The sequence below is a fragment of the Streptomyces sp. NPDC058291 genome, assembly GCF_042880855.1.
Classification (GTDB): Bacteria; Actinomycetota; Actinomycetes; order Streptomycetales; family Streptomycetaceae; genus Streptomyces.
The window spans coordinates 33034-51183 of the sequence record NZ_JBHVYK010000009.1 but is presented as its reverse complement, the minus strand read 5'-3'; the positions used below and the strand labels follow the sequence as shown (position 1 = coordinate 51183).

The following is an 18150-nucleotide window of genomic DNA, read 5'->3' as shown; positions in this document are numbered from 1 at the left end:
TCATGGGACTCGAAGAAAAGCTGCCGAGCGGCTTCCTGCTGACCACCGTCGAGCAGGCCGCGGGCTGGGTGCGCAAGGCGTCGGTCTTCCCCGCCACCTTCGGCCTCGCCTGCTGTGCCATCGAGATGATGACCACCGGCGCCGGCCGTTACGACCTGGCGCGCTTCGGCATGGAGGTCTTCCGCGGTTCGCCCCGCCAGGCGGACCTGATGATCGTCGCCGGCCGGGTGAGCCAGAAGATGGCGCCGGTGCTGCGGCAGGTCTACGACCAGATGCCCAACCCCAAGTGGGTCATCTCCATGGGCGTGTGCGCCTCCTCCGGCGGCATGTTCAACAACTACGCGATCGTCCAGGGCGTCGATCACATCGTCCCCGTGGACATCTATCTCCCGGGCTGCCCGCCGCGCCCCGAGATGCTGATGGACGCCATCCTCAAGCTCCACCAGAAGATCCAGAACACCAAGCTGGGCGTGAACGCCGAGGAGGCGGACCGCGAGGCGGAGGAAGCGGCGCTCAAGGCCCTGCCCCTGATCGAGATGAAGGGGCTGCTGCGGTGAGCGACGCGAACGGCGCCCAGAGCGCGAACGGTTCCACGAACGGGGTGAACCCCGAGAAGGACCTCTCCGCCTCCAACCTTCCCGGCCAGCGCGGCCAGGGCGGGGAGGAGGTCCGCGTCCAGCGCGGCATGTTCGGCGCCGACAACGGCGGCGACACCTCCGGCTACGGAGGCCTGGTCCGCTCGATCCGGCTCCCGGGAGCGGCGAGCCGCCCCTACGGCGGCTGGTTCGACGAGGTCGCCGACGAACTGGAGGGCGCTCTGGAGGAACAGGGGCTGCTGCCCGAGAACGCGATCGAGAAGACGGTCGTCGACCGCGGTGAGCTCACCTTCCACATCGAGCGCGAGCACCTGCTGCGGGTCGCCCGCACCCTGCGCGACGACCCGGCGCTGCGCTTCGAACTGTGCACCGGCGTCGGCGGCGTCCACTACCCGAACGACAAGGGGCGCGAGCTGCACGCCGTCTACCACCTGCGCTCGATCACCCACAACCGGCTGATCCGCCTGGAGGTCAGCGCCCCGGACGCCGACCCGCGCATCCCGTCCCTGGTCCCCGTGTACCCCACGAACGACTGGCACGAGCGCGAGACCTACGACTTCTTCGGCATCGTCTTCGACGGTCACCCGGCCCTGACGCGGATCATGATGCCCGACGACTGGCCGGGCCATCCGCAGCGCAAGGACTACCCCCTCGGCGGCATCCCCGTCGAGTACAAGGGCGCCCAGATCCCGGCTCCGGACCAGCGGAGGTCGTACTCATGAGCACTCCCAACCCGTCGCCCGGCCACCACCCCTCATCGAGTCCCTCCGGGACCACCTCCTCGATGGCTTCCGCCCGTGAGACCACCGAGGGCACGGTATACACGGTCACCGGTGGCGACTGGGACGAGGTCGTGCAGTCCGCGGCCCGCGCCGACGACGAGCGCATCGTCGTCAACATGGGCCCCCAGCACCCCTCCACCCATGGAGTGCTCCGCCTCATCCTGGAGATCGAGGGCGAGACGGTCACCGAGGCCCGCTGCGGCATCGGCTACCTGCACACCGGCATCGAGAAGAACCTCGAATACCGCACGTGGACGCAGGGCACCACGTTCGTCACGCGCATGGATTACCTGACGTCCTTCTTCAACGAGACCGCCTACTGTCTCGCCGTCGAGAAGCTGCTGGGCGTCGAGGACCAGATCACCGAACGAGCCAAGATCATCCGGGTGCTCCTGATGGAGCTGAACCGGATGTCCTCCCACCTGGTGTGCATCGCCACCGGCGGCATGGAACTCGGCGCCACCACGATCATGATCTACGGATTCCGTGATCGTGAAATGATTCTCGACATCTACGAGCTCATCACGGGCCTGCGGATGAACCACGCGTACATCCGCCCCGGCGGACTCGCCCAGGACCTGCCGCCCGGCGCGGTGGACCAGATCCGCGAGTTCGTGAAGAAGATGAAGAAGAACCTCCCCGAGTACGACAAGCTCGCCACCGGGAACCCCATCTTCAAGGCCCGTATGCAGGACGTCGGCTACCTCGACCTGGCCGGCTGCATGGCCCTCGGCGCCACCGGCCCGATCCTGCGCTCCACCGGCCTGCCCCACGACCTGCGCAAGGCGCAGCCCTACTGCGACTACGAGACGTACGACTTCGACGTACCGACCGCCGACTCGTGCGACTCCTACGGCCGCTTCCTCATCCGCCTAGAGGAGATGCGGCAGTCCCTGCGGATCGTGGAGCAGTGCCTGGACCGGCTGCAGCCCGGCCCGGTCATGGTCGCCGACCGGAAGATCGCCTGGCCCGCCCAGCTCGCCCTGGGCCCCGACGGTCTCGGCAACTCCCTCGACCACATCAAGAAGATCATGGGCACCTCCATGGAGGCCTTGATCCACCACTTCAAGCTGGTCACCGAGGGATTCCGCGTACCGCCGGGACAGGCGTACGCGGCGGTCGAGTCGCCCAAGGGCGAACTCGGGGTGCACGCCGTCTCCGACGGAGGCACCCGCCCCTACCGGGTCCATTTCCGGGACCCGTCGTTCACCAACCTGCAGGCCATGGCGGCGATGTGCGAGGGCGGCCAGGTCGCCGACGTCATCGTCGCCGTCGCGTCCATCGACCCCGTGATGGGAGGCGTCGACCGGTGACCACCTCTTCTTCCGAGCGGGGCGTCAGCCTGGGCATGCCCGAACTGCCCGCGCCCGCCTACCCGGACGACGTCCGAGCCCGGCTGGAGGCGGACGCGCGCGAGATCATCGCCCGCTACCCCGACTCCCGGTCCGCGCTCCTGCCGTTGCTGCACCTCGTGCAGTCGGAGGAGGGGCACGTCACGCGCACGGGGATGCGGTTCTGCGCGGACGTGCTGGACCTGACCACGGCCGAGGTCACGGCCGTCGCCACCTTCTACACGATGTACCGCCGCCGTCCCAGCGGCGACTACCAGGTGGGCGTCTGCACCAACACGCTGTGCGCGGTCATGGGCGGCGACGCGATCTTCGAGGGGCTCCAGGAGTACCTGGGTGTCGGCAACGGTGAGACCACCGACGACGGAAAGATCACTCTGGAGCACATCGAGTGCAACGCGGCCTGCGACTTCGCGCCGGTCGTGATGGTCAACTGGGAGTTCTTCGACAACCAGACCGTGCAGAGCGCCAAGCGCCTGGTCGACGACCTGCGGGTCGGACGCACCGTCTCACCCACGCGAGGTGCGCCGCTGTGCACCTTCAAGGAGACCGCCCGGATCCTGGCGGGCTTCCCCGACGAGCGGGAGGGGGCCGTCGAAGCGAGCGGCGGCGCCGGACCGGCGTCGCTGGTGGGTCTTCGCCTGGCAAGGGGAGAGACCGCACCCGCGCGCGTGGTCCATCCGCGCGACGGCGGGCCGCACGACGAACCCCAGGTCCGGACGCCGAGCGACGCCACACCGCACGAGCCGTCGCCCACCGAGCACCTGAGTTCGCATGACGCGCCGCAGGACACGTCGGCCTCCGACCCGGCCCACCCGGCAGGGCCTACCGCCGAGGAGGGGGAGTGATGACCTTGGCACCCGAGCTGAAAGGCAGCAGCCCCGAGAAGCTGCTCGCACCCGTGCTGTCGGCCTTCTGGGACGAGGACAGGTCCTGGAGCCTCGACGTCTACCGAAGGCACGAAGGATACGAGGGCCTTCGCAAGGCGCTCGCCATGTCGCCGGACGACCTGATCGCGTACGTCAAGGACTCCGGTCTGCGCGGGCGGGGCGGCGCGGGATTCCCCACGGGAATGAAATGGCAGTTCATTCCCCAGGGGGATGGAAAGCCGCACTATCTAGTTGTCAACGCCGACGAATCGGAGCCTGGGACCTGCAAGGACATCCCGCTCCTCTTCGCGAACCCGCACAGCCTCATCGAGGGCATCGTCATCGCGTGTTATGCCATCAGGTCGTCTCATGCCTTCATCTATCTGAGGGGTGAGGTCGTCCCTGTTCTGCGGCGGTTGCACGAGGCCGTGCGCGAGGCCTACGCGGCGGGCTACCTCGGCGAGAACATCCTGGGCAGCGGACTCGACCTCGAACTCACCGTGCACGCCGGCGCCGGCGCGTACATCTGCGGTGAGGAGACCGCGCTGCTCGACTCGCTCGAAGGCCGCCGTGGTCAACCGCGGCTCCGTCCCCCCTTTCCTGCGGTCGCGGGCCTCTATGCGTGCCCGACTGTGGTGAATAACGTCGAGTCGATCGCGTCAGTTCCCGCCATTCTGCAAAAAGGCAAGGAATGGTTCAGGTCGATGGGAAGCGAGAAGTCCCCGGGCTTCACGCTCTACTCCCTGAGCGGCCATGTCGCCAGCCCCGGCCAGTACGAGGCCCCGCTCGGCATCACCCTGCGCCAGCTGCTGGAGATGAGCGGCGGCATGCGACCCGGGCACCGGCTCAAGTTCTGGACTCCCGGCGGTTCCTCGACGCCGATGTTCACCGACGAGCACCTCGACGTCCCTCTTGACTACGAAGGAGTGGGCGCCGCGGGTTCCATGCTCGGCACGAAAGCCCTGCAGTGCTTCGACGAGACGACGTGCGTCGTGCGGGCCGTGACCCGCTGGACCGAGTTCTACGCCCACGAGTCCTGCGGCAAGTGCACCCCCTGCCGCGAAGGCACCTACTGGCTCGTGCAGCTGCTGCGGGACATCGAGGCCGGCAAGGGAGTCCTCTCCGACCTCGACAAGCTCAACGACATCGCCGACAACATCAACGGCAAGTCCTTCTGCGCCCTCGGCGACGGCGCCGCCTCGCCGATCTTCTCCTCCCTGAAGTACTTCCGCGAGGAGTACGAGGAGCACATCACGGGCCGAGGCTGCCCCTTCGACCCGGCCAGGTCGACGGCCTGGGCCGACCAGCACACGGAGGTGAACGCATGACGGTGACCACCAGCGCTCCCTCCGGGGGCGGCGAGGCGGCGGTCCCGCCGGAGGATCTCGTCACGCTGAGCATCGACGGCGCCGAGATCAGCGTGCCCAAGGGCACCCTGGTCATCCGGGCCGCCGAGCAGCTCGGCATCGAGATCCCGCGCTTTTGCGACCATCCCCTCCTCGACCCGGCCGGCGCGTGCCGGCAGTGCATCGTCGAGGTGGAGGGCCAGCGCAAGCCCATGGCGTCCTGCACCATCACCTGCACGGACGGCATGGTGGTGAAGACCCACCTCACCTCGCCCGTGGCGGAGAAGGCCCAGCACGGCGTGATGGAACTGCTCCTCATCAACCACCCGCTGGACTGTCCGGTCTGCGACAAGGGCGGTGAGTGCCCCCTGCAGAACCAGGCCATGTCGCACGGCCAGGCCGAGTCCCGGTTCGAGGGCCGCAAGCGCACCTACGAGAAGCCCGTGGCGATCTCCACGCAGGTGCTGCTCGACCGCGAGCGGTGCGTGCTGTGCGCCCGCTGCACCCGGTTCTCCAACCAGGTCGCGGGCGACCCGATGATCGAGCTGATCGAACGGGGCGCGCTCCAGCAGGTCGGCACCGGCGAGGGCGACCCCTTCGCGTCGTACTTCTCCGGCAACACCATCCAGATCTGCCCGGTCGGCGCGCTGACCTCGGCGGCCTACCGGTTCCGGTCGCGGCCCTTCGACCTGGTCTCCTCCCCGTCGGTCTGCGAGCACTGCTCCGGCGGCTGCGCCACCCGCACCGACCACCGGCGCGGCAAGGTCATGCGGCGCCTGGCCGCCGACGACCCCGAGGTCAACGAGGAGTGGATCTGCGACAAGGGGCGCTTCGCGTTCCGGTACGCGCAGCAGCGGGACCGGCTCGAGACGCCCCTGGTGCGCAACGCCGAGGGAGACCTCGTTCCGGCTTCGTGGCCGGAGGCGTTGCAGATCGCGGCCCAGGGACTGCTGGCCTCGCGCGGCAGGACCGGCGTCCTGACCGGCGGCCGTCTCACCATCGAGGACGCCTACGCGTACAGCAAGTTCGCGCGCGTGGCGCTCGACACCAACGACATCGACTTCCGCGCGCGGGCGCACAGCAGCGAGGAGGCCGACTTCCTGGCCGCGCACGTCGCCGGCCGAGGCCGTGACCTCGACGGCGGGGGCGTCACGTACACGCTCCTGGAGAAGGCGCCCGCGGTCCTGCTGGCCGGATTCGAGTCGGAGGAGGAGGCGCCCGGCGTCTTCCTGCGGCTGCGCAAGGCCTGGCGCAAGCACGGGCAGCGGGTGTTCTCGCTGGGCACCCATGTCACCCGGGGGCTGGAGAAGGCCGGCGGCACGCTGCTGCCGGCGGCTCCGGGCACCGAGACGGAGTGGCTGGACGCGCTCGCGAGCGGTGTGGGCCTGCAGGACGCCGGCGGCACGGCCGCCGAGGCGCTGCGGGCCGACGGCGCGGTGATCGTCGTCGGCGAGAGGCTGGCCGGGGTGGCCGGCGGGCTGACCGCCGCGGTGCGGGCCGCCTCGGCCACCGGCGCCCGGTTGGTGTGGATTCCGCGCCGGGCGGGTGAGCGGGGCGCCGTCGAGGCGGGCGCGCTGCCGTCGCTGCTGCCGGGCGGCCGTCCGGCCACCGACCCCCGTGCGCGGGACGAGGTCGCCGCGGCCTGGGGCCTGGCCGAACTCCCGCACCGCTACGGCCGCGACACCGGACAGATCGTCGAGGCGGCGGCGTCCGGCGAGCTTCAGGCGCTGCTCGTCGCGGGGGTCGAGGTCGCGGACCTGCCCGACCCGGCACGCGCGCGTGCGGCGCTGGCCGAGGCCGGCTTCGTGGTGTCGCTGGAGCTGCGGCCCGGCGAGGTCACCGAGCACGCCGACGTCGTCCTGCCGGTTGCCGCGGTCGCCGAGAAGGCCGGCGCGTTCCTCAACTGGGAGGGCAGGGTGCGCTTCTTCGAGGCGGCGCTGAAGCCCGACCAGATGACCCGCCGGGGGGCGCCGGCCGACGCGCGCGTGCTGCAGATGCTCGCGGACGCCATGGACGTCCATCTCGGACTGCCGGACCTGCGCACCGCGCGCGCGGAGCTCGACCGGCTCGGCGCCTGGGACGGCCCGCGGGCCGGGGCCCCCCGGGAGACGGCCGCGCGGCTGCCGCGACCCGCTGCCGGGGAGGCGGTGCTCGCCGGGCACCGTCTGCTGCTCGACCAGGGCGTCCTCCAGCAGGGCGACGAGGCGCTCGCCGGGACCCGGCACGCGGCACGCGCGCGGGTGTCGGCCGCCACGGCCGCCGAGGCCGGTGTCAAGGACGGCGACCTGCTCGCCGTCACCGGTCCCGCCGGAGCGGTCGAACTGCCGCTGCAGATCACCGAGATGCCCGACCGCGTGGTGTGGCTGCCGCTGAACTCCACCGGCCGGGGCGTCGCATCCGACGCCGGGGTCACGCCCGGCTCTCTCGTTCGCATCGGCCCGGCGACGCTCACCGCCGACGCTCCCGAGGAGGTGGAGGCATGAGCCCGTACTTCGCCGCTGAAGACCTCTCGATGTTCGGCCGCGACCCCTGGTGGCTGGTCGTCGTCAAGGCGGTGTTCTGCTTCGCCTTCCTGATGGTGACCGTGCTGTTCTCCATCGTGTGGGAGCGCAAGGTCGTCGCCTGGATGCAGTTGCGCATCGGCCCCAACCGGCACGGCCCCTGGGGCATGCTGCAGTCGCTCGCCGACGGCATCAAGCTGATGCTGAAGGAAGACCTCATCGTCAAACGCGCGGACAAGGTGGTGTACGTCCTCGCGCCGATCGTCGCGGCGATCCCGGCGTTCATGGCGATCGCGGTGATCCCCTTCGGGCCCGCCGACAACGAGGTCTCGATCTTCGGCCAGCGCACCACGATGCAGCTCACCGACCTGCCGATCGCGATGCTCTACATCCTCGCGGTCGCCTCGGTCGGCATCTACGGCATCGTCCTGGCGGGGTGGAGCTCCGGCTCCACGTACCCGCTGCTGGGCGGCCTGCGGTCGTGCGCGCAGATGATCTCCTACGAGATCGCCATGGGCGCCGCCTTCGCGTCGGTGTTCCTCTACTCGGGGTCGATGTCGACGTCGACGATCGTGGAGCAGCAGCACGACCGCTGGTACATCCTCCTGCTGCCGGTCTCCTTCATCCTGTACATCGTCACGATGGTCGGCGAGACCAACCGCGCCCCCTTCGACATGCCGGAGTCGGAGGGCGACCTGGTCGGCGGCTTCAACACCGAGTACTCGTCGATCAAGTTCGCGATGTTCATGCTCGCCGAGTACGTGAACATGGTGACGGTCTCCGCCGTCTCGACCACGCTGTTCCTCGGCGGTTGGCGGGCGCCCTGGCCGATCAGCGCCTTCTGGGAGGGCGCGAACCACGGCTGGTGGCCGATGCTCTGGTTCGTCGTCAAGGTGCAGCTGCTGCTGTTCTTCTTCATCTGGCTGCGCGGCACGCTTCCCCGCGTCCGCTACGACCAGCTGATGAAGCTCGGCTGGAAGGTCCTGATCCCCGTCTCGGTGACCTGGCTGATGCTCGTCGCCACGGTGCGCACGCTGCGCAACGAGAACTACGACTTCGCCGACATCTTCCTCTACGTCGGCGGCGGGGTCCTGGTCCTGCTGTTGCTCTCCTTCGTCGTGGACGCGTTCCGCAGCGGAGGGAAGGGCGCGCAGGCGCCGGCCGAGGCCCCCGCCGGCTTCGACCCCATGGCGGGCGGCTTCCCCGTTCCGCCGATGCCGGGGCAGGAGCTTCCGCCGGTGCCCAGGCGCAGTCCGCGCCGGGAGCGGGAGCTGATTGTCAGTGGCGGAGTGGACACTGTGAGTGACGGAACTCTGGATGGAAAGGAGGCGTCCGATGGCTGAGGAGCCCAAGGAGGCCGGGCAGACGACGCCCGGCTTCCAGAACCCGGTGGCCGGCTTCGGCGTGACCTTCAAGGCCATGTTCAAGAAGCGGCTGACCGAGCAGTACCCGGAGCAGGAGAAGACCACGGCTCCCCGGTTCCACGGGCGGCACCAGCTCAACCGCCATCCGGACGGGCTGGAGAAGTGCGTCGGCTGCGAGCTGTGCGCCTGGGCCTGCCCCGCGGACGCCATCTACGTGGAGGGCGCCGACAACACCGACGAGGAGCGTTACTCGCCGGGTGAGCGGTACGGGCGCGTCTATCAGATCAACTACGCCCGGTGCATCCTGTGCGGCCTGTGCATCGAGGCGTGCCCCACACGCGCGTTGACGATGACGAACGAGTTCGAGCTCGCCGACTCCAGCCGCGCCAACCTGATCTACACCAAGGAGCAGCTGCTCGCCGGCCTCGACGACGGCATGGTGGACTCCCCGCACGCCATCTACCCCGGCACGGACGAACAGGACTACTACCGGGGCCTGGTGACGGAGGCCGCACCCGGCACGGAGCGCCAGGTGGCCGTCTCCGAGGGCGAGGCGCCGCAGGACGCCGCCTCCACGTTCGGGCCGGACGAGCCCGCCTCCGAGGAGGTGATCCGCCGATGAGCGCGCAGCTCGCCGCCTACTCCACCTCCACCGGTGAGGCGTTCCAGTTCTGGGTGCTCGGCACGGTCGCGGTGATCGGCGCGCTGTGCACCGTCTTCATGAGGAAGGCCGTGCACAGCGCGCTGTGTCTGGCCGGCACCATGATCGTCCTGGCGGTGTTCTACCTCGCCAACGGCGCGTACTTCCTGGGCATCGTGCAGATCGTGGTCTACACCGGCGCGATCATGATGCTGTTCCTGTTCGTGGTGATGCTGGTCGGCGTCACCGCGGCGGACTCCCTGAAGGAGACCATCAAGGGGCAGCGCTGGCTGGCCCTCCTCAGCGGCCTGGGCTTCGGCGTCCTGCTGATCGCCGGCATCGGCCACGCCTCCCTGACGGAGTTCGACGGCCTCGGCGAGGCGAACGCGAACGGCAATGTGGCGGGCCTCGCCGCCCTCATCTTCACCAAGTACGTGTTCGCCTTCGAGATCACCGGCGCCCTGCTCATCACGGCCGCCGTCGGCGCCATGGTGCTCACCCACCGCGAGCGCACCGAGCGCGCCCCGACCCAGCGCGAGCTGGCCGAGCGGCGGGTGCGCGAAGGCACGCACGTGCCGCCGCTGCCGGCGCCGGGCGTGTACGCGCGCCACAACGCCGTGGACGTCCAGGGCCTGCTGCCCGACGGCACGCCCTCGGAGCTCACGGTCAGCAGGACGCTGCGCGAGCGCGGTCAGATCCGGGACGTGTCCGCCGAGGCGCTCAACGACCTCAAGGCCCTGGAGCAGCGCGCAGAGGAACGCCTGGAGCGGGCCGCGATCGAGCCGCCCCATCTGAAGCGGACCGAGGAGGCGTCGAAGTGAACCCCGTCAACTACCTCTACCTCGCGGCACTGTTGTTCACGATCGGTGCGACGGGCGTGCTGATCAGGCGCAACGCGATCGTCGTCTTCATGTGCATCGAGCTCATGCTCAACGCCTGCAACCTCGCGTTCGTCACCTTCTCCCGGATGCACGGCAATCTCGACGGCCAGATCATCGCCTTCTTCACGATGGTCGTCGCCGCCGCGGAGGTCGTGGTCGGACTCGCGATCATCGTGTCGCTGTTCCGTTCCCGCCACTCGGCCTCGGTCGACGACGCCAGCCTGATGAAGCTGTAAGGGGTCGGAAGAAACGTGGAGAACCTGATCGCGCTGCTGATCGCGGCGCCCCTGCTCGGAGCGGCCGTCCTTCTGGTCGGCGGCCGTCGGCTCGACGCCGTCGGCCACTGGATCGGCACGCTCCTGTCGACCGTGTCCTTCGTGCTCGGTCTCGTCCTGTTCGCCGACCTGCTGGGCAAGGGAGCCGAGGACCGGACGCTGACGCAGCACCTGTTCAGCTGGATCCCGGTCGAAGGCTTCCAGGCGGACGTCGGCTTCCGCCTCGACCAGTTGTCGATGACGTTCGTGCTGCTGATCACGGGCGTCGGCTCGCTGATCCACCTGTACTCGGTCGGGTACATGGAGCACGACGAGCGGCGCCGCCGCTTCTTCGGCTACCTGAACCTGTTCCTCGCGGCGATGCTGCTGCTCGTCCTCGCCGACAACTACCTCCTGCTGTACGTCGGCTGGGAGGGCGTGGGCCTCGCGTCCTACCTGCTCATCGGCTTCTGGCAGCACAAGCCCAGCGCCGCCACCGCCGCGAAGAAGGCCTTCCTGGTCAACCGCGTCGGCGACATGGGCCTGTCCATCGCCATCATGCTGATGTTCACCACGTTCGGGACGTTCGCCTTCGGCCCGCTGCTCGGGGCGGAGGGGCACCCTGGCATCGCCGGGGACGCGACGGAGGGCAAGCTCACGGCGATCGCGCTGATGCTGCTGCTCGCCGCCTGCGGCAAGTCCGCCCAGGTGCCGCTGCAGTCCTGGCTCGGGGACGCCATGGAAGGCCCGACCCCGGTCTCCGCCCTCATCCACGCGGCGACCATGGTCACCGCCGGCGTCTACCTGATCGTCCGGTCCGCCGCGATCTTCAACGGCGCTCCCGACGCGCAACTGGTCGTCACCGTCGTCGGCGCGGTCACGCTGCTGTTCGGCGCCATCGTCGGTTGCGCGAAGGACGACATCAAGAAGGCCCTGGCCGGCTCGACCATGTCGCAGATCGGCTACATGGTGCTGGCCGCGGGTCTCGGTCCCATCGGCTACGTCTTCGCGATCATGCACCTGGTGACGCACGGCTTCTTCAAGGCCGGGCTGTTCCTCGGCGCCGGTTCGGTCATGCACGGCATGAACGACGAGGTCGACATGAGGAAGTACGGCGGCCTCAGGAAGTACATGCCGATCACCTTCGTCACCTTCGGCCTCGGCTACCTCGCCATCATCGGCTTCCCGGGACTGTCCGGCTTCTTCTCCAAGGACAAGATCATCGAGGCGGCTTTCGCCAAGGGCGGGACCGAGGGCTGGATCCTCGGCGGCTGCGCCCTGCTCGGCGCGGCCATCACCGCGTACTACATGACGCGCGTGATGCTGATGACGTTCTTCGGCGAGGAGCGCTGGAGGCATCAGCCCACCCGGTCCCCCGAGGCGCCCAGCGCGGAGCCCGCGGCCGAGCACCAGGGCGAGCACGCGGAGCCGCACCCGCACGAGTCGCCCAAGGTCATGACGATCCCCATGATCGTGCTGGCGTTCGGGTCGGTCTTCGCCGGCGGGTTCTTCAGCATCGGCGACCGCTTCCTGCACTGGCTGGAGCCCGTCACCGGGCACTCGCACGGCGACTCACCGGTCAGCGCCCTGACGGTCACCCTGGCCACCATGGTGGTGCTCGTCGTCGGCGTGGCCGTCGCCTACGCCCAGTACGGCCGCCGCCCCGTCCCCGTCGTCGCCCCGCGCGGGTCGCTGCTCACCCGGGCCGCCCGGCGGGATCTGCTGCAGGACGACTTCAACCACGTCGTCCTGGTGCGCGGCGGGGAACACCTGACGCGCTCCCTGGTCTACGTCGACCACACCCTGGTCGACGGCGTCGTCAACGGCACGGCGGCCTCGGTCGGCGGCCTCTCCGGGCGGCTGCGCCGACTGCAGAACGGCTTCGTGCGCTCGTACGCGGTCTCGATGTTCGGCGGTGCGGCGGTCCTCGTCGCCGCGACCCTGCTGATGAGGGCGGTCTGATACCGATGTCCTTTCCTCTGCTGACAGCGACGGCGGCGCTCCCGGCGATCGGGGCGGTCGCCACGGCCGCCGTCCCGGCCGCCCGGCGCAACGCGGCCAAAGCGCTGGCCCTGCTGTTCTCCCTCGCGACGCTGGCCCTGGCGATCGTCGTCCTGGTCCGCTTCGACCCGGACGGCGGCCGCTACCAGCTCACCGAGTCCCACTCCTGGATCGCGGACTTCGGGGTCAGGTACGAGCTGGGCGTGGACGGCATCGGGGTCGCGCTCGTCGCGCTGACCGCGCTGCTGATCCCGTTCGTCATCCTCGCGGGCTGGCACGACGCCGACCCGCTGGAGACGGGCGACGCATCTCTCAGCAGCTTCGCTGCGGGGCGCTGGCGGCCGACGCAGGGCTTCTTCGCCCTGATCCTGGCCGTCGAGGCGATGGTGATCCTCTCCTTCGAGGCCACCGACGTCTTCCTCTTCTACATCTTCTTCGAAGCCATGCTCATCCCGATGTACTTCCTCATCGGCGGCTTCGGGGACCGTGCCCACGAGCACGGCGAGGAGGCGGCGTCCACGCAACGGTCGTACGCGGCCGTGAAGTTCCTCCTGTACAACCTGGTCGGCGGCCTGATCATGCTGGCCGCGGTGATCGGCCTGTACGTGGTCGCGGGGAACTTCTCGCTCGCGGAGATCGCCCAGGCCCGGGCCGACGGCACCCTCCACATGGCGACGAGCACCGAACGCTGGCTGTTCCTCGGCTTCTTCTTCGCCTTCGCGGTGAAGGCGCCGCTGTGGCCGCTGCACACCTGGCTGCCCAACGCCATGGGGGAGGCCACCGCCCCGGTCGCCGTCCTCATCACGGCCGTCGTCGACAAGGTGGGCACCTTCGCGATGCTCCGCTTCTGCCTCCAGCTGTTCCCGGAGGCGAGCAAGTGGGCGACGCCCGTCATCCTCGTCCTCGCGGTGATCAGCGTCGTCTACGGGGCGCTGCTCGCCGTGGGACAGCGGGACATCAAGCGCCTGGTGGCGTACGCGTCGATCTCGCACTTCGGGTTCATCATCCTGGGCATCTTCGCGATGACCAGCCAGGGCCAGTCCGGCGCGACGCTGTACATGGTCAACCATGGCATCTCGACGGCCGCCCTGATGCTGGTCGCAGGATTCCTGATCTCGCGGCGCGGCTCGCGTCTCATCGCCGACTACGGCGGTGTGCAGAAGGTGGCTCCGGTGCTCGCCGGCACGTTCCTGATCGGCGGTCTGGCGACGCTGTCGCTGCCGGGGCTGGCGCCCTTCGTGAGTGAGTTCCTCGTCCTGGTGGGCACGTTCGAGCGCTATCCGGCGATCGGCATCGTCGCCACCTTCGGCATCGTGCTCGCCGCGCTCTACACGCTGGTGCTCTACCAGCGGACGATGACCGGCCCGGTGAAACCCCAGCTCGCCGCGATGCCGGACCTGCGCGCGCGGGAGCTCGTGGTCGTCACCCCGCTGATCGTGCTGCTGATCTTCCTGGGCGTCTATCCGAAGCCCGTCACCGACATCGTGAACCCGGCGGTCAAGCAGACGCTGTCCGACGTACACAAGAAGGACCCCAAGCCCGAGGTGGAGGCGGCCAAGTGAGCGCATCAGCCGTCCACAGCCTGTGGACAACGGCGGCAGCCGCGACCGGACCGATCTCGAAGATCGACTCCCCGAAGATCGAATACGGGCAGTTGTCACCCACCCTGATCGTGGTGGGCGCGGCGATCATCGGGGTGCTGGTCGAGGCGTTCGTGCCGCGCAAGCACCGCTACTACGCACAGCTGTTCGTGTCCGTCGTCGCCCTGGTCGCGGCGTTCGCCGCGGTGGTCGCGCTGGCGGAGGGCGGGTACGGCACCACGAAGGCACGTATCGCGGCCATGGGCGCGATCGCGGTGGACGGGCCGGCTCTCTTCCTCCAGGGCACCATTCTGCTGGCCGCCCTGGTCGGCCTGTTCACCTTCGCCGAACGGCGCCTGGACCCCGAGGCACACGGCAACAGGGTCGACTCCTTCGCCGCCCAGGCGGCCTCCGTGCCCGGCAGCGAAAGCGAACAGGCCGCCGTCAAAGCCGGTTTCACCACGACCGAGGTCTTCCCGCTGCTGCTCTTCGCGGTCGCCGGCATGCTGGTCTTCCCGTCGGCCAACGACCTGCTGACCCTCTTCATCGCCCTGGAGGTCTTCTCTCTGCCCCTGTACCTCCTGTGCGCGCTGGCCCGCCGCAAGCGGCTCATGTCGCAGGAGGCCGCGGTCAAGTACTTCCTCCTCGGCGCGTTCGCCTCGGCGTTCACCCTCTTCGGCATCGCCCTGCTGTACGGGTACGCGGGATCGGTGTCGTACGGCACGATCGCGCAGGTCGTCGACGGCACCGTCCAGAACGTGAACCCGGCGCTCGCCGACACCATGGGCAACGACGCGCTGCTCCTCATCGGCACGGCGATGATCGTCATGGGCCTGCTGTTCAAGGTGGGCGCGGTGCCGTTCCACATGTGGACGCCCGACGTCTACCAGGGCGCGCCGACCCCGGTGACCGGGTTCATGGCCGCGGCGACCAAGGTGGCCGCCTTCGGCGCGCTGCTGCGGATCCTGTACGTCGTCCTGCCCGGCCTGCGCTGGGACTGGCGGCCGGTCATGTGGGGCGTCGCGATCGTCACCATGCTGGGCGGCGCGATCGTCGCGATCACGCAGACCGACATCAAGCGGCTGCTGGCGTACTCGTCCATCGCGCACGCCGGGTTCATCCTCGCGGGCGTCATCGCGACCACGCCGGACGGCGTCTCGTCCGTCCTCTTCTACCTGGCCGCGTACTCGTTCGTGACGATCGGCGCCTTCGCCGTGGTCACCCTCGTGCGCGACGCCGGCGGAGAGGCGACGCACCTGTCCAAGTGGGCGGGGCTCGGGCGCAGGTCGCCGCTGGTGGCGGCCGTGTTCGCGGTGTTCCTGCTGGCCTTCGCCGGCATCCCGCTGACCAGCGGGTTCGCCGGTAAGTTCGCCGTGTTCAAGGCGGCGGCGGAGGGCGGCGCGGCTCCGCTGGTCGTGGTCGGCGTGATCTCTTCGGCGATCGCCGCCTTCTTCTACATCCGGGTGATCGTGCTGATGTTCTTCAGCGAGCCGCGGCCCGACGGCCCGACCGTCGCCGTTCCCTCGCCGCTGACGATGGCGGCGATCGGCGTGGGGGTGGCGGTGACGCTGGTGCTCGGCGTGGCGCCGCAGTACTTCCTGGACCTGGCGAACCAGGCGGGAGTCTTCGTGCGCTGAGCCGCGGTGCCGCTGACCTGCGGTGGTCTGTCCGGTGGGCCCGGTTTCCCGCGAGGGAACCGGGCCCACCGGCGTATCCGCCACAAGGCCCGTCGCTTGTCCGCCCCCGGGGCCCATGGGCGTGTTTCGCCTCCGAGCCACCGCGTTCCCACCGGTTCGCGCCCCGCTGAGCCGGCCCGGGCGGGGCGGCCGGTTTCAGGGAGCGGCCACGCAGCGTCACCGGAAAGAGCCTGTGGATAACTCGGGCGCTGTCAGTCCGGACCCCTATCGTGGAGGCAGTGGTCGAGAGACGACGTACGGGGGACCAGTCGATGGGCGGGACGGGCGGGATCAGCGAGATGACAGGTATCACCGGGACACCGGAGCGGACCGAGAGCGAGGCGCTGGCCACGCTGCACCGGGTCTTCGGATACGACGCCTTCCGCGGCGAGCAGGAAGCGGTCATCGAGCACGTGGTGGCCGGTGGGGATGCGGTGGTCCTCATGCCCACCGGCGGCGGCAAGTCGCTGTGCTATCAGATCCCGGCGCTGGTCAGACCCGGTACGGGCATCGTCGTCTCCCCGCTGATCGCGCTGATGCAGGACCAGGTGGACGCGCTGCGGGCGCTCGGCGTGAACGCCGGGTTCATGAACTCCACGCAGGACTTCGACGAGCGGCGTGTGGTGGAAGCCGAGTTCCTCGCCGGTGAGCTGGACCTGCTGTATCTGGCGCCGGAGCGACTGCGTCTGCAGTCCACCCTCGACCTTCTGTCCCGGGGCAAGATCGCGGTCTTCGCGATCGACGAGGCGCACTGTGTGTCCCAGTGGGGTCACGACTTCCGCCCCGACTACCTGTCCCTGTCGCTGCTCGGCGAGCGCTGGCCGGACGTCCCGCGGATCGCGCTCACCGCGACGGCCACCCACGCCACGCACCAGGAGATCACCCAGCGGCTGAACATGCCGGCGGCCCGGCACTTCGTGGCGAGCTTCGACCGGCCCAACATCCAGTACCGGATCGTTCCGAAGGCCGACCCCAAGAAGCAGCTCCTGAGCTTTCTGCGTGAGGAGCACGCGGGCGACGCGGGCATCGTGTACTGCCTCTCGCGCAACTCCGTGGAGAAGACGGCCGAGTTCCTCTCCCGCAACGGCGTCGAGGCGGTGCCCTACCACGCCGGCCTGGATGCGGGCACGCGTGCGGCGCACCAGTCCCGGTTCCTCAGGGAGGAGGGCCTGGTGGTGTGCGCGACGATCGCCTTCGGCATGGGCATCGACAAGCCGGACGTGCGGTTCGTCGCCCACCTCGACCTGCCCAAGTCGATCGAGGGCTACTACCAGGAGACGGGGCGTGGCGGACGCGACGGACTGCCCTCCACCGCGTGGATGGCCTACGGCCTCAACGACGTCATTCAGCAGCGCAAGCTGATCCAGACCGGTGAGGGCGACGAAGCCTTCCGCCGGCGGGCCGGCGCGCACCTGGAATCGATGCTGGCGCTGTGCGAGACCGTCCAGTGCCGCCGCGGACAGCTCCTCGCCTACTTCGGCCAGGAACCGGACGCGGCGGGCTGCGGCAACTGTGACACCTGTCTGGCCCCGCCGGAGACCTGGGACGGCACCGTCGCGGCCCAGAAGGTGCTGTCGACGATCGTGCGGCTGCAGCGGGAGCGCGGGCAGAAGTTCGGCGCCGTGCAGATCGTCGACATCCTGATGGGCAAGCGCACGGCCAAGGTCATCCAGTTCGACCATGACCAGCTGTCCGTGTTCGGCATCGGTGAGGATCTCACCGAGGGCGAATGGCGCGGAGTGGTAAGGCAGTTGCTGGCCCAGGGCCTGCTCGCGGTCGAGGGGGACTACGGCACCCTGGTGCTGACGGAGGCCAGCGGGGCCGTGCTGCGCCGGGAGCGAGACGTCCCGCTGCGCAAGGAGCCGAAGAAGCCGTTGACGTCGAAGGCGTCGGGCTCCTCCTCGTCCGGCCGCGGCAAGGGCAAGGCCGCCGCCGTGGTCGAGTTGCCCGAGGAACTGCTGCCCGCCTTCGAGGCGCTGCGCGCCTGGCGCGCCGAACAGGCTCGGGAACAGGGCGTTCCGGCGTACGTCATCTTCCACGACGCCACGCTGCGGGAGATCGCCACGGCGTGGCCGACGTCGGTGGAGCAGCTCGGCGGTATCAGCGGCGTCGGCGAGAAGAAGCGGGTGACGTACGGCGAGGGTGTTCTGGCGGTCCTGACCTCACTGGGCGCAAGACCGGCCCCAGCCGCCGCGCCCCCCGCCCCAGCCGCCGCCGCGCCCGCCCGCACCCGTGCCCAACCGGATGCGAGCGATCCGGACCACTGGCCCGAGATGGACGAGGAGCCGGAACCCGAGGACTGGATATAGCG

General features: G+C 69.6%; 14 protein-coding genes. All 14 read left to right on the top strand.

The annotated features are described in order from the left end of the window. Window positions 1–2: 2 nt before the first annotated feature. Window positions 3–557: a NuoB/complex I 20 kDa subunit family protein gene (locus tag ACFVYK_RS06770; protein WP_389769449.1), complete on the top strand. Its 555-nt coding sequence runs from the start codon at window positions 3–5 to the stop codon at window positions 555–557. Continuing rightward, the gene (locus ACFVYK_RS06765) at window positions 554–1318 is read left to right on the top strand and encodes an NADH-quinone oxidoreductase subunit C (protein ID WP_389769446.1); all 765 of its coding nucleotides are present in this window, start codon (window positions 554–556) and stop codon (window positions 1316–1318) included. The genes ACFVYK_RS06770 and ACFVYK_RS06765 overlap by 4 nt, the downstream gene beginning before the upstream one ends. Next, window positions 1315–2691 (top strand): NADH-quinone oxidoreductase subunit D, encoded by a 1377-nt coding sequence (locus tag ACFVYK_RS06760; protein WP_389769443.1) that lies wholly within the window; start codon window positions 1315–1317, stop codon window positions 2689–2691. The genes ACFVYK_RS06765 and ACFVYK_RS06760 overlap by 4 nt, the downstream gene beginning before the upstream one ends. Continuing rightward, entirely contained in the window at window positions 2688–3575 is an 888-nt protein-coding gene (nuoE, locus tag ACFVYK_RS06755; protein ID WP_389769440.1) for an NADH-quinone oxidoreductase subunit NuoE, read from the top strand. The genes ACFVYK_RS06760 and nuoE overlap by 4 nt, the downstream gene beginning before the upstream one ends. Then, on the top strand, window positions 3572–4924 hold the full coding sequence (gene nuoF, locus ACFVYK_RS06750) for an NADH-quinone oxidoreductase subunit NuoF (RefSeq protein WP_389769438.1): 1353 nt from the start codon (window positions 3572–3574) through the stop codon (window positions 4922–4924). The genes nuoE and nuoF overlap by 4 nt, the downstream gene beginning before the upstream one ends. Further along, entirely contained in the window at window positions 4921–7425 is a 2505-nt protein-coding gene (locus ACFVYK_RS06745) for an NADH-quinone oxidoreductase subunit G (protein WP_389769435.1), read from the top strand. The genes nuoF and ACFVYK_RS06745 overlap by 4 nt, the downstream gene beginning before the upstream one ends. Then, complete coding sequence (gene nuoH, locus ACFVYK_RS06740) at window positions 7422–8786, top strand: NADH-quinone oxidoreductase subunit NuoH (protein ID WP_389769433.1); 1365 nt, start codon at window positions 7422–7424, stop codon at window positions 8784–8786. The genes ACFVYK_RS06745 and nuoH overlap by 4 nt, the downstream gene beginning before the upstream one ends. Then, window positions 8779–9429: an NADH-quinone oxidoreductase subunit NuoI gene (nuoI, locus tag ACFVYK_RS06735; RefSeq protein WP_389769431.1), complete on the top strand. Its 651-nt coding sequence runs from the start codon at window positions 8779–8781 to the stop codon at window positions 9427–9429. The genes nuoH and nuoI overlap by 8 nt, the downstream gene beginning before the upstream one ends. Further along, a complete protein-coding gene (locus ACFVYK_RS06730; RefSeq protein ID WP_389769428.1) occupies window positions 9426–10268 on the top strand; it encodes an NADH-quinone oxidoreductase subunit J in 843 nt (280 codons plus the stop codon). Before nuoI ends, ACFVYK_RS06730 begins: the two co-directional genes overlap by 4 nt. Continuing rightward, the gene (gene nuoK, locus ACFVYK_RS06725; RefSeq protein WP_020130147.1) at window positions 10265–10564 is read left to right on the top strand and encodes an NADH-quinone oxidoreductase subunit NuoK; all 300 of its coding nucleotides are present in this window, start codon (window positions 10265–10267) and stop codon (window positions 10562–10564) included. The genes ACFVYK_RS06730 and nuoK overlap by 4 nt, the downstream gene beginning before the upstream one ends. Before the next feature lie 15 nt (window positions 10565–10579). Further along, complete coding sequence (gene nuoL, locus ACFVYK_RS06720; protein ID WP_389769425.1) at window positions 10580–12544, top strand: NADH-quinone oxidoreductase subunit L; 1965 nt, start codon at window positions 10580–10582, stop codon at window positions 12542–12544. Window positions 12545–12549: 5 nt separating this feature from the next. Beyond that, window positions 12550–14145, top strand: coding sequence for an NADH-quinone oxidoreductase subunit M (locus ACFVYK_RS06715; protein ID WP_389769423.1), 1596 nt, complete (start codon window positions 12550–12552; stop codon window positions 14143–14145). Beyond that, entirely contained in the window at window positions 14142–15800 is a 1659-nt protein-coding gene (nuoN, locus tag ACFVYK_RS06710) for an NADH-quinone oxidoreductase subunit NuoN (RefSeq protein ID WP_389769420.1), read from the top strand. The genes ACFVYK_RS06715 and nuoN overlap by 4 nt, the downstream gene beginning before the upstream one ends. Window positions 15801–16111: 311 nt before the next feature. Then, a complete protein-coding gene (gene recQ / locus ACFVYK_RS06705) occupies window positions 16112–18148 on the top strand; it encodes a DNA helicase RecQ (RefSeq protein WP_389769644.1) in 2037 nt (678 codons plus the stop codon). The last annotated feature ends 2 nt before the right edge of the window (window positions 18149–18150 follow it).

Bases quoted from the DNA above. Each gene is read 5' to 3' on its own strand.
- ACFVYK_RS06770 (WP_389769449.1), top strand. From the start codon at position 3: ATGGGACTCGAAGAAAAGCTGCCGAGCGGCTTCCTGCTGACCACCGTC.
- ACFVYK_RS06760 (WP_389769443.1), top strand. From the start codon at position 1,315: ATGAGCACTCCCAACCCGTCGCCCGGCCACCACCCCTCATCGAGTCCC.
- ACFVYK_RS06745 (WP_389769435.1), top strand. From the start codon at position 4,921: ATGACGGTGACCACCAGCGCTCCCTCCGGGGGCGGCGAGGCGGCGGTC.
- nuoH (WP_389769433.1), top strand. From the start codon at position 7,422: ATGAGCCCGTACTTCGCCGCTGAAGACCTCTCGATGTTCGGCCGCGAC.
- nuoI (WP_389769431.1), top strand. From the start codon at position 8,779: ATGGCTGAGGAGCCCAAGGAGGCCGGGCAGACGACGCCCGGCTTCCAG.
- ACFVYK_RS06730 (WP_389769428.1), top strand. From the start codon at position 9,426: ATGAGCGCGCAGCTCGCCGCCTACTCCACCTCCACCGGTGAGGCGTTC.
- ACFVYK_RS06715 (WP_389769423.1), top strand. From the start codon at position 12,550: ATGTCCTTTCCTCTGCTGACAGCGACGGCGGCGCTCCCGGCGATCGGG.
- recQ (WP_389769644.1), top strand. From the start codon at position 16,112: ATGGGCGGGACGGGCGGGATCAGCGAGATGACAGGTATCACCGGGACA.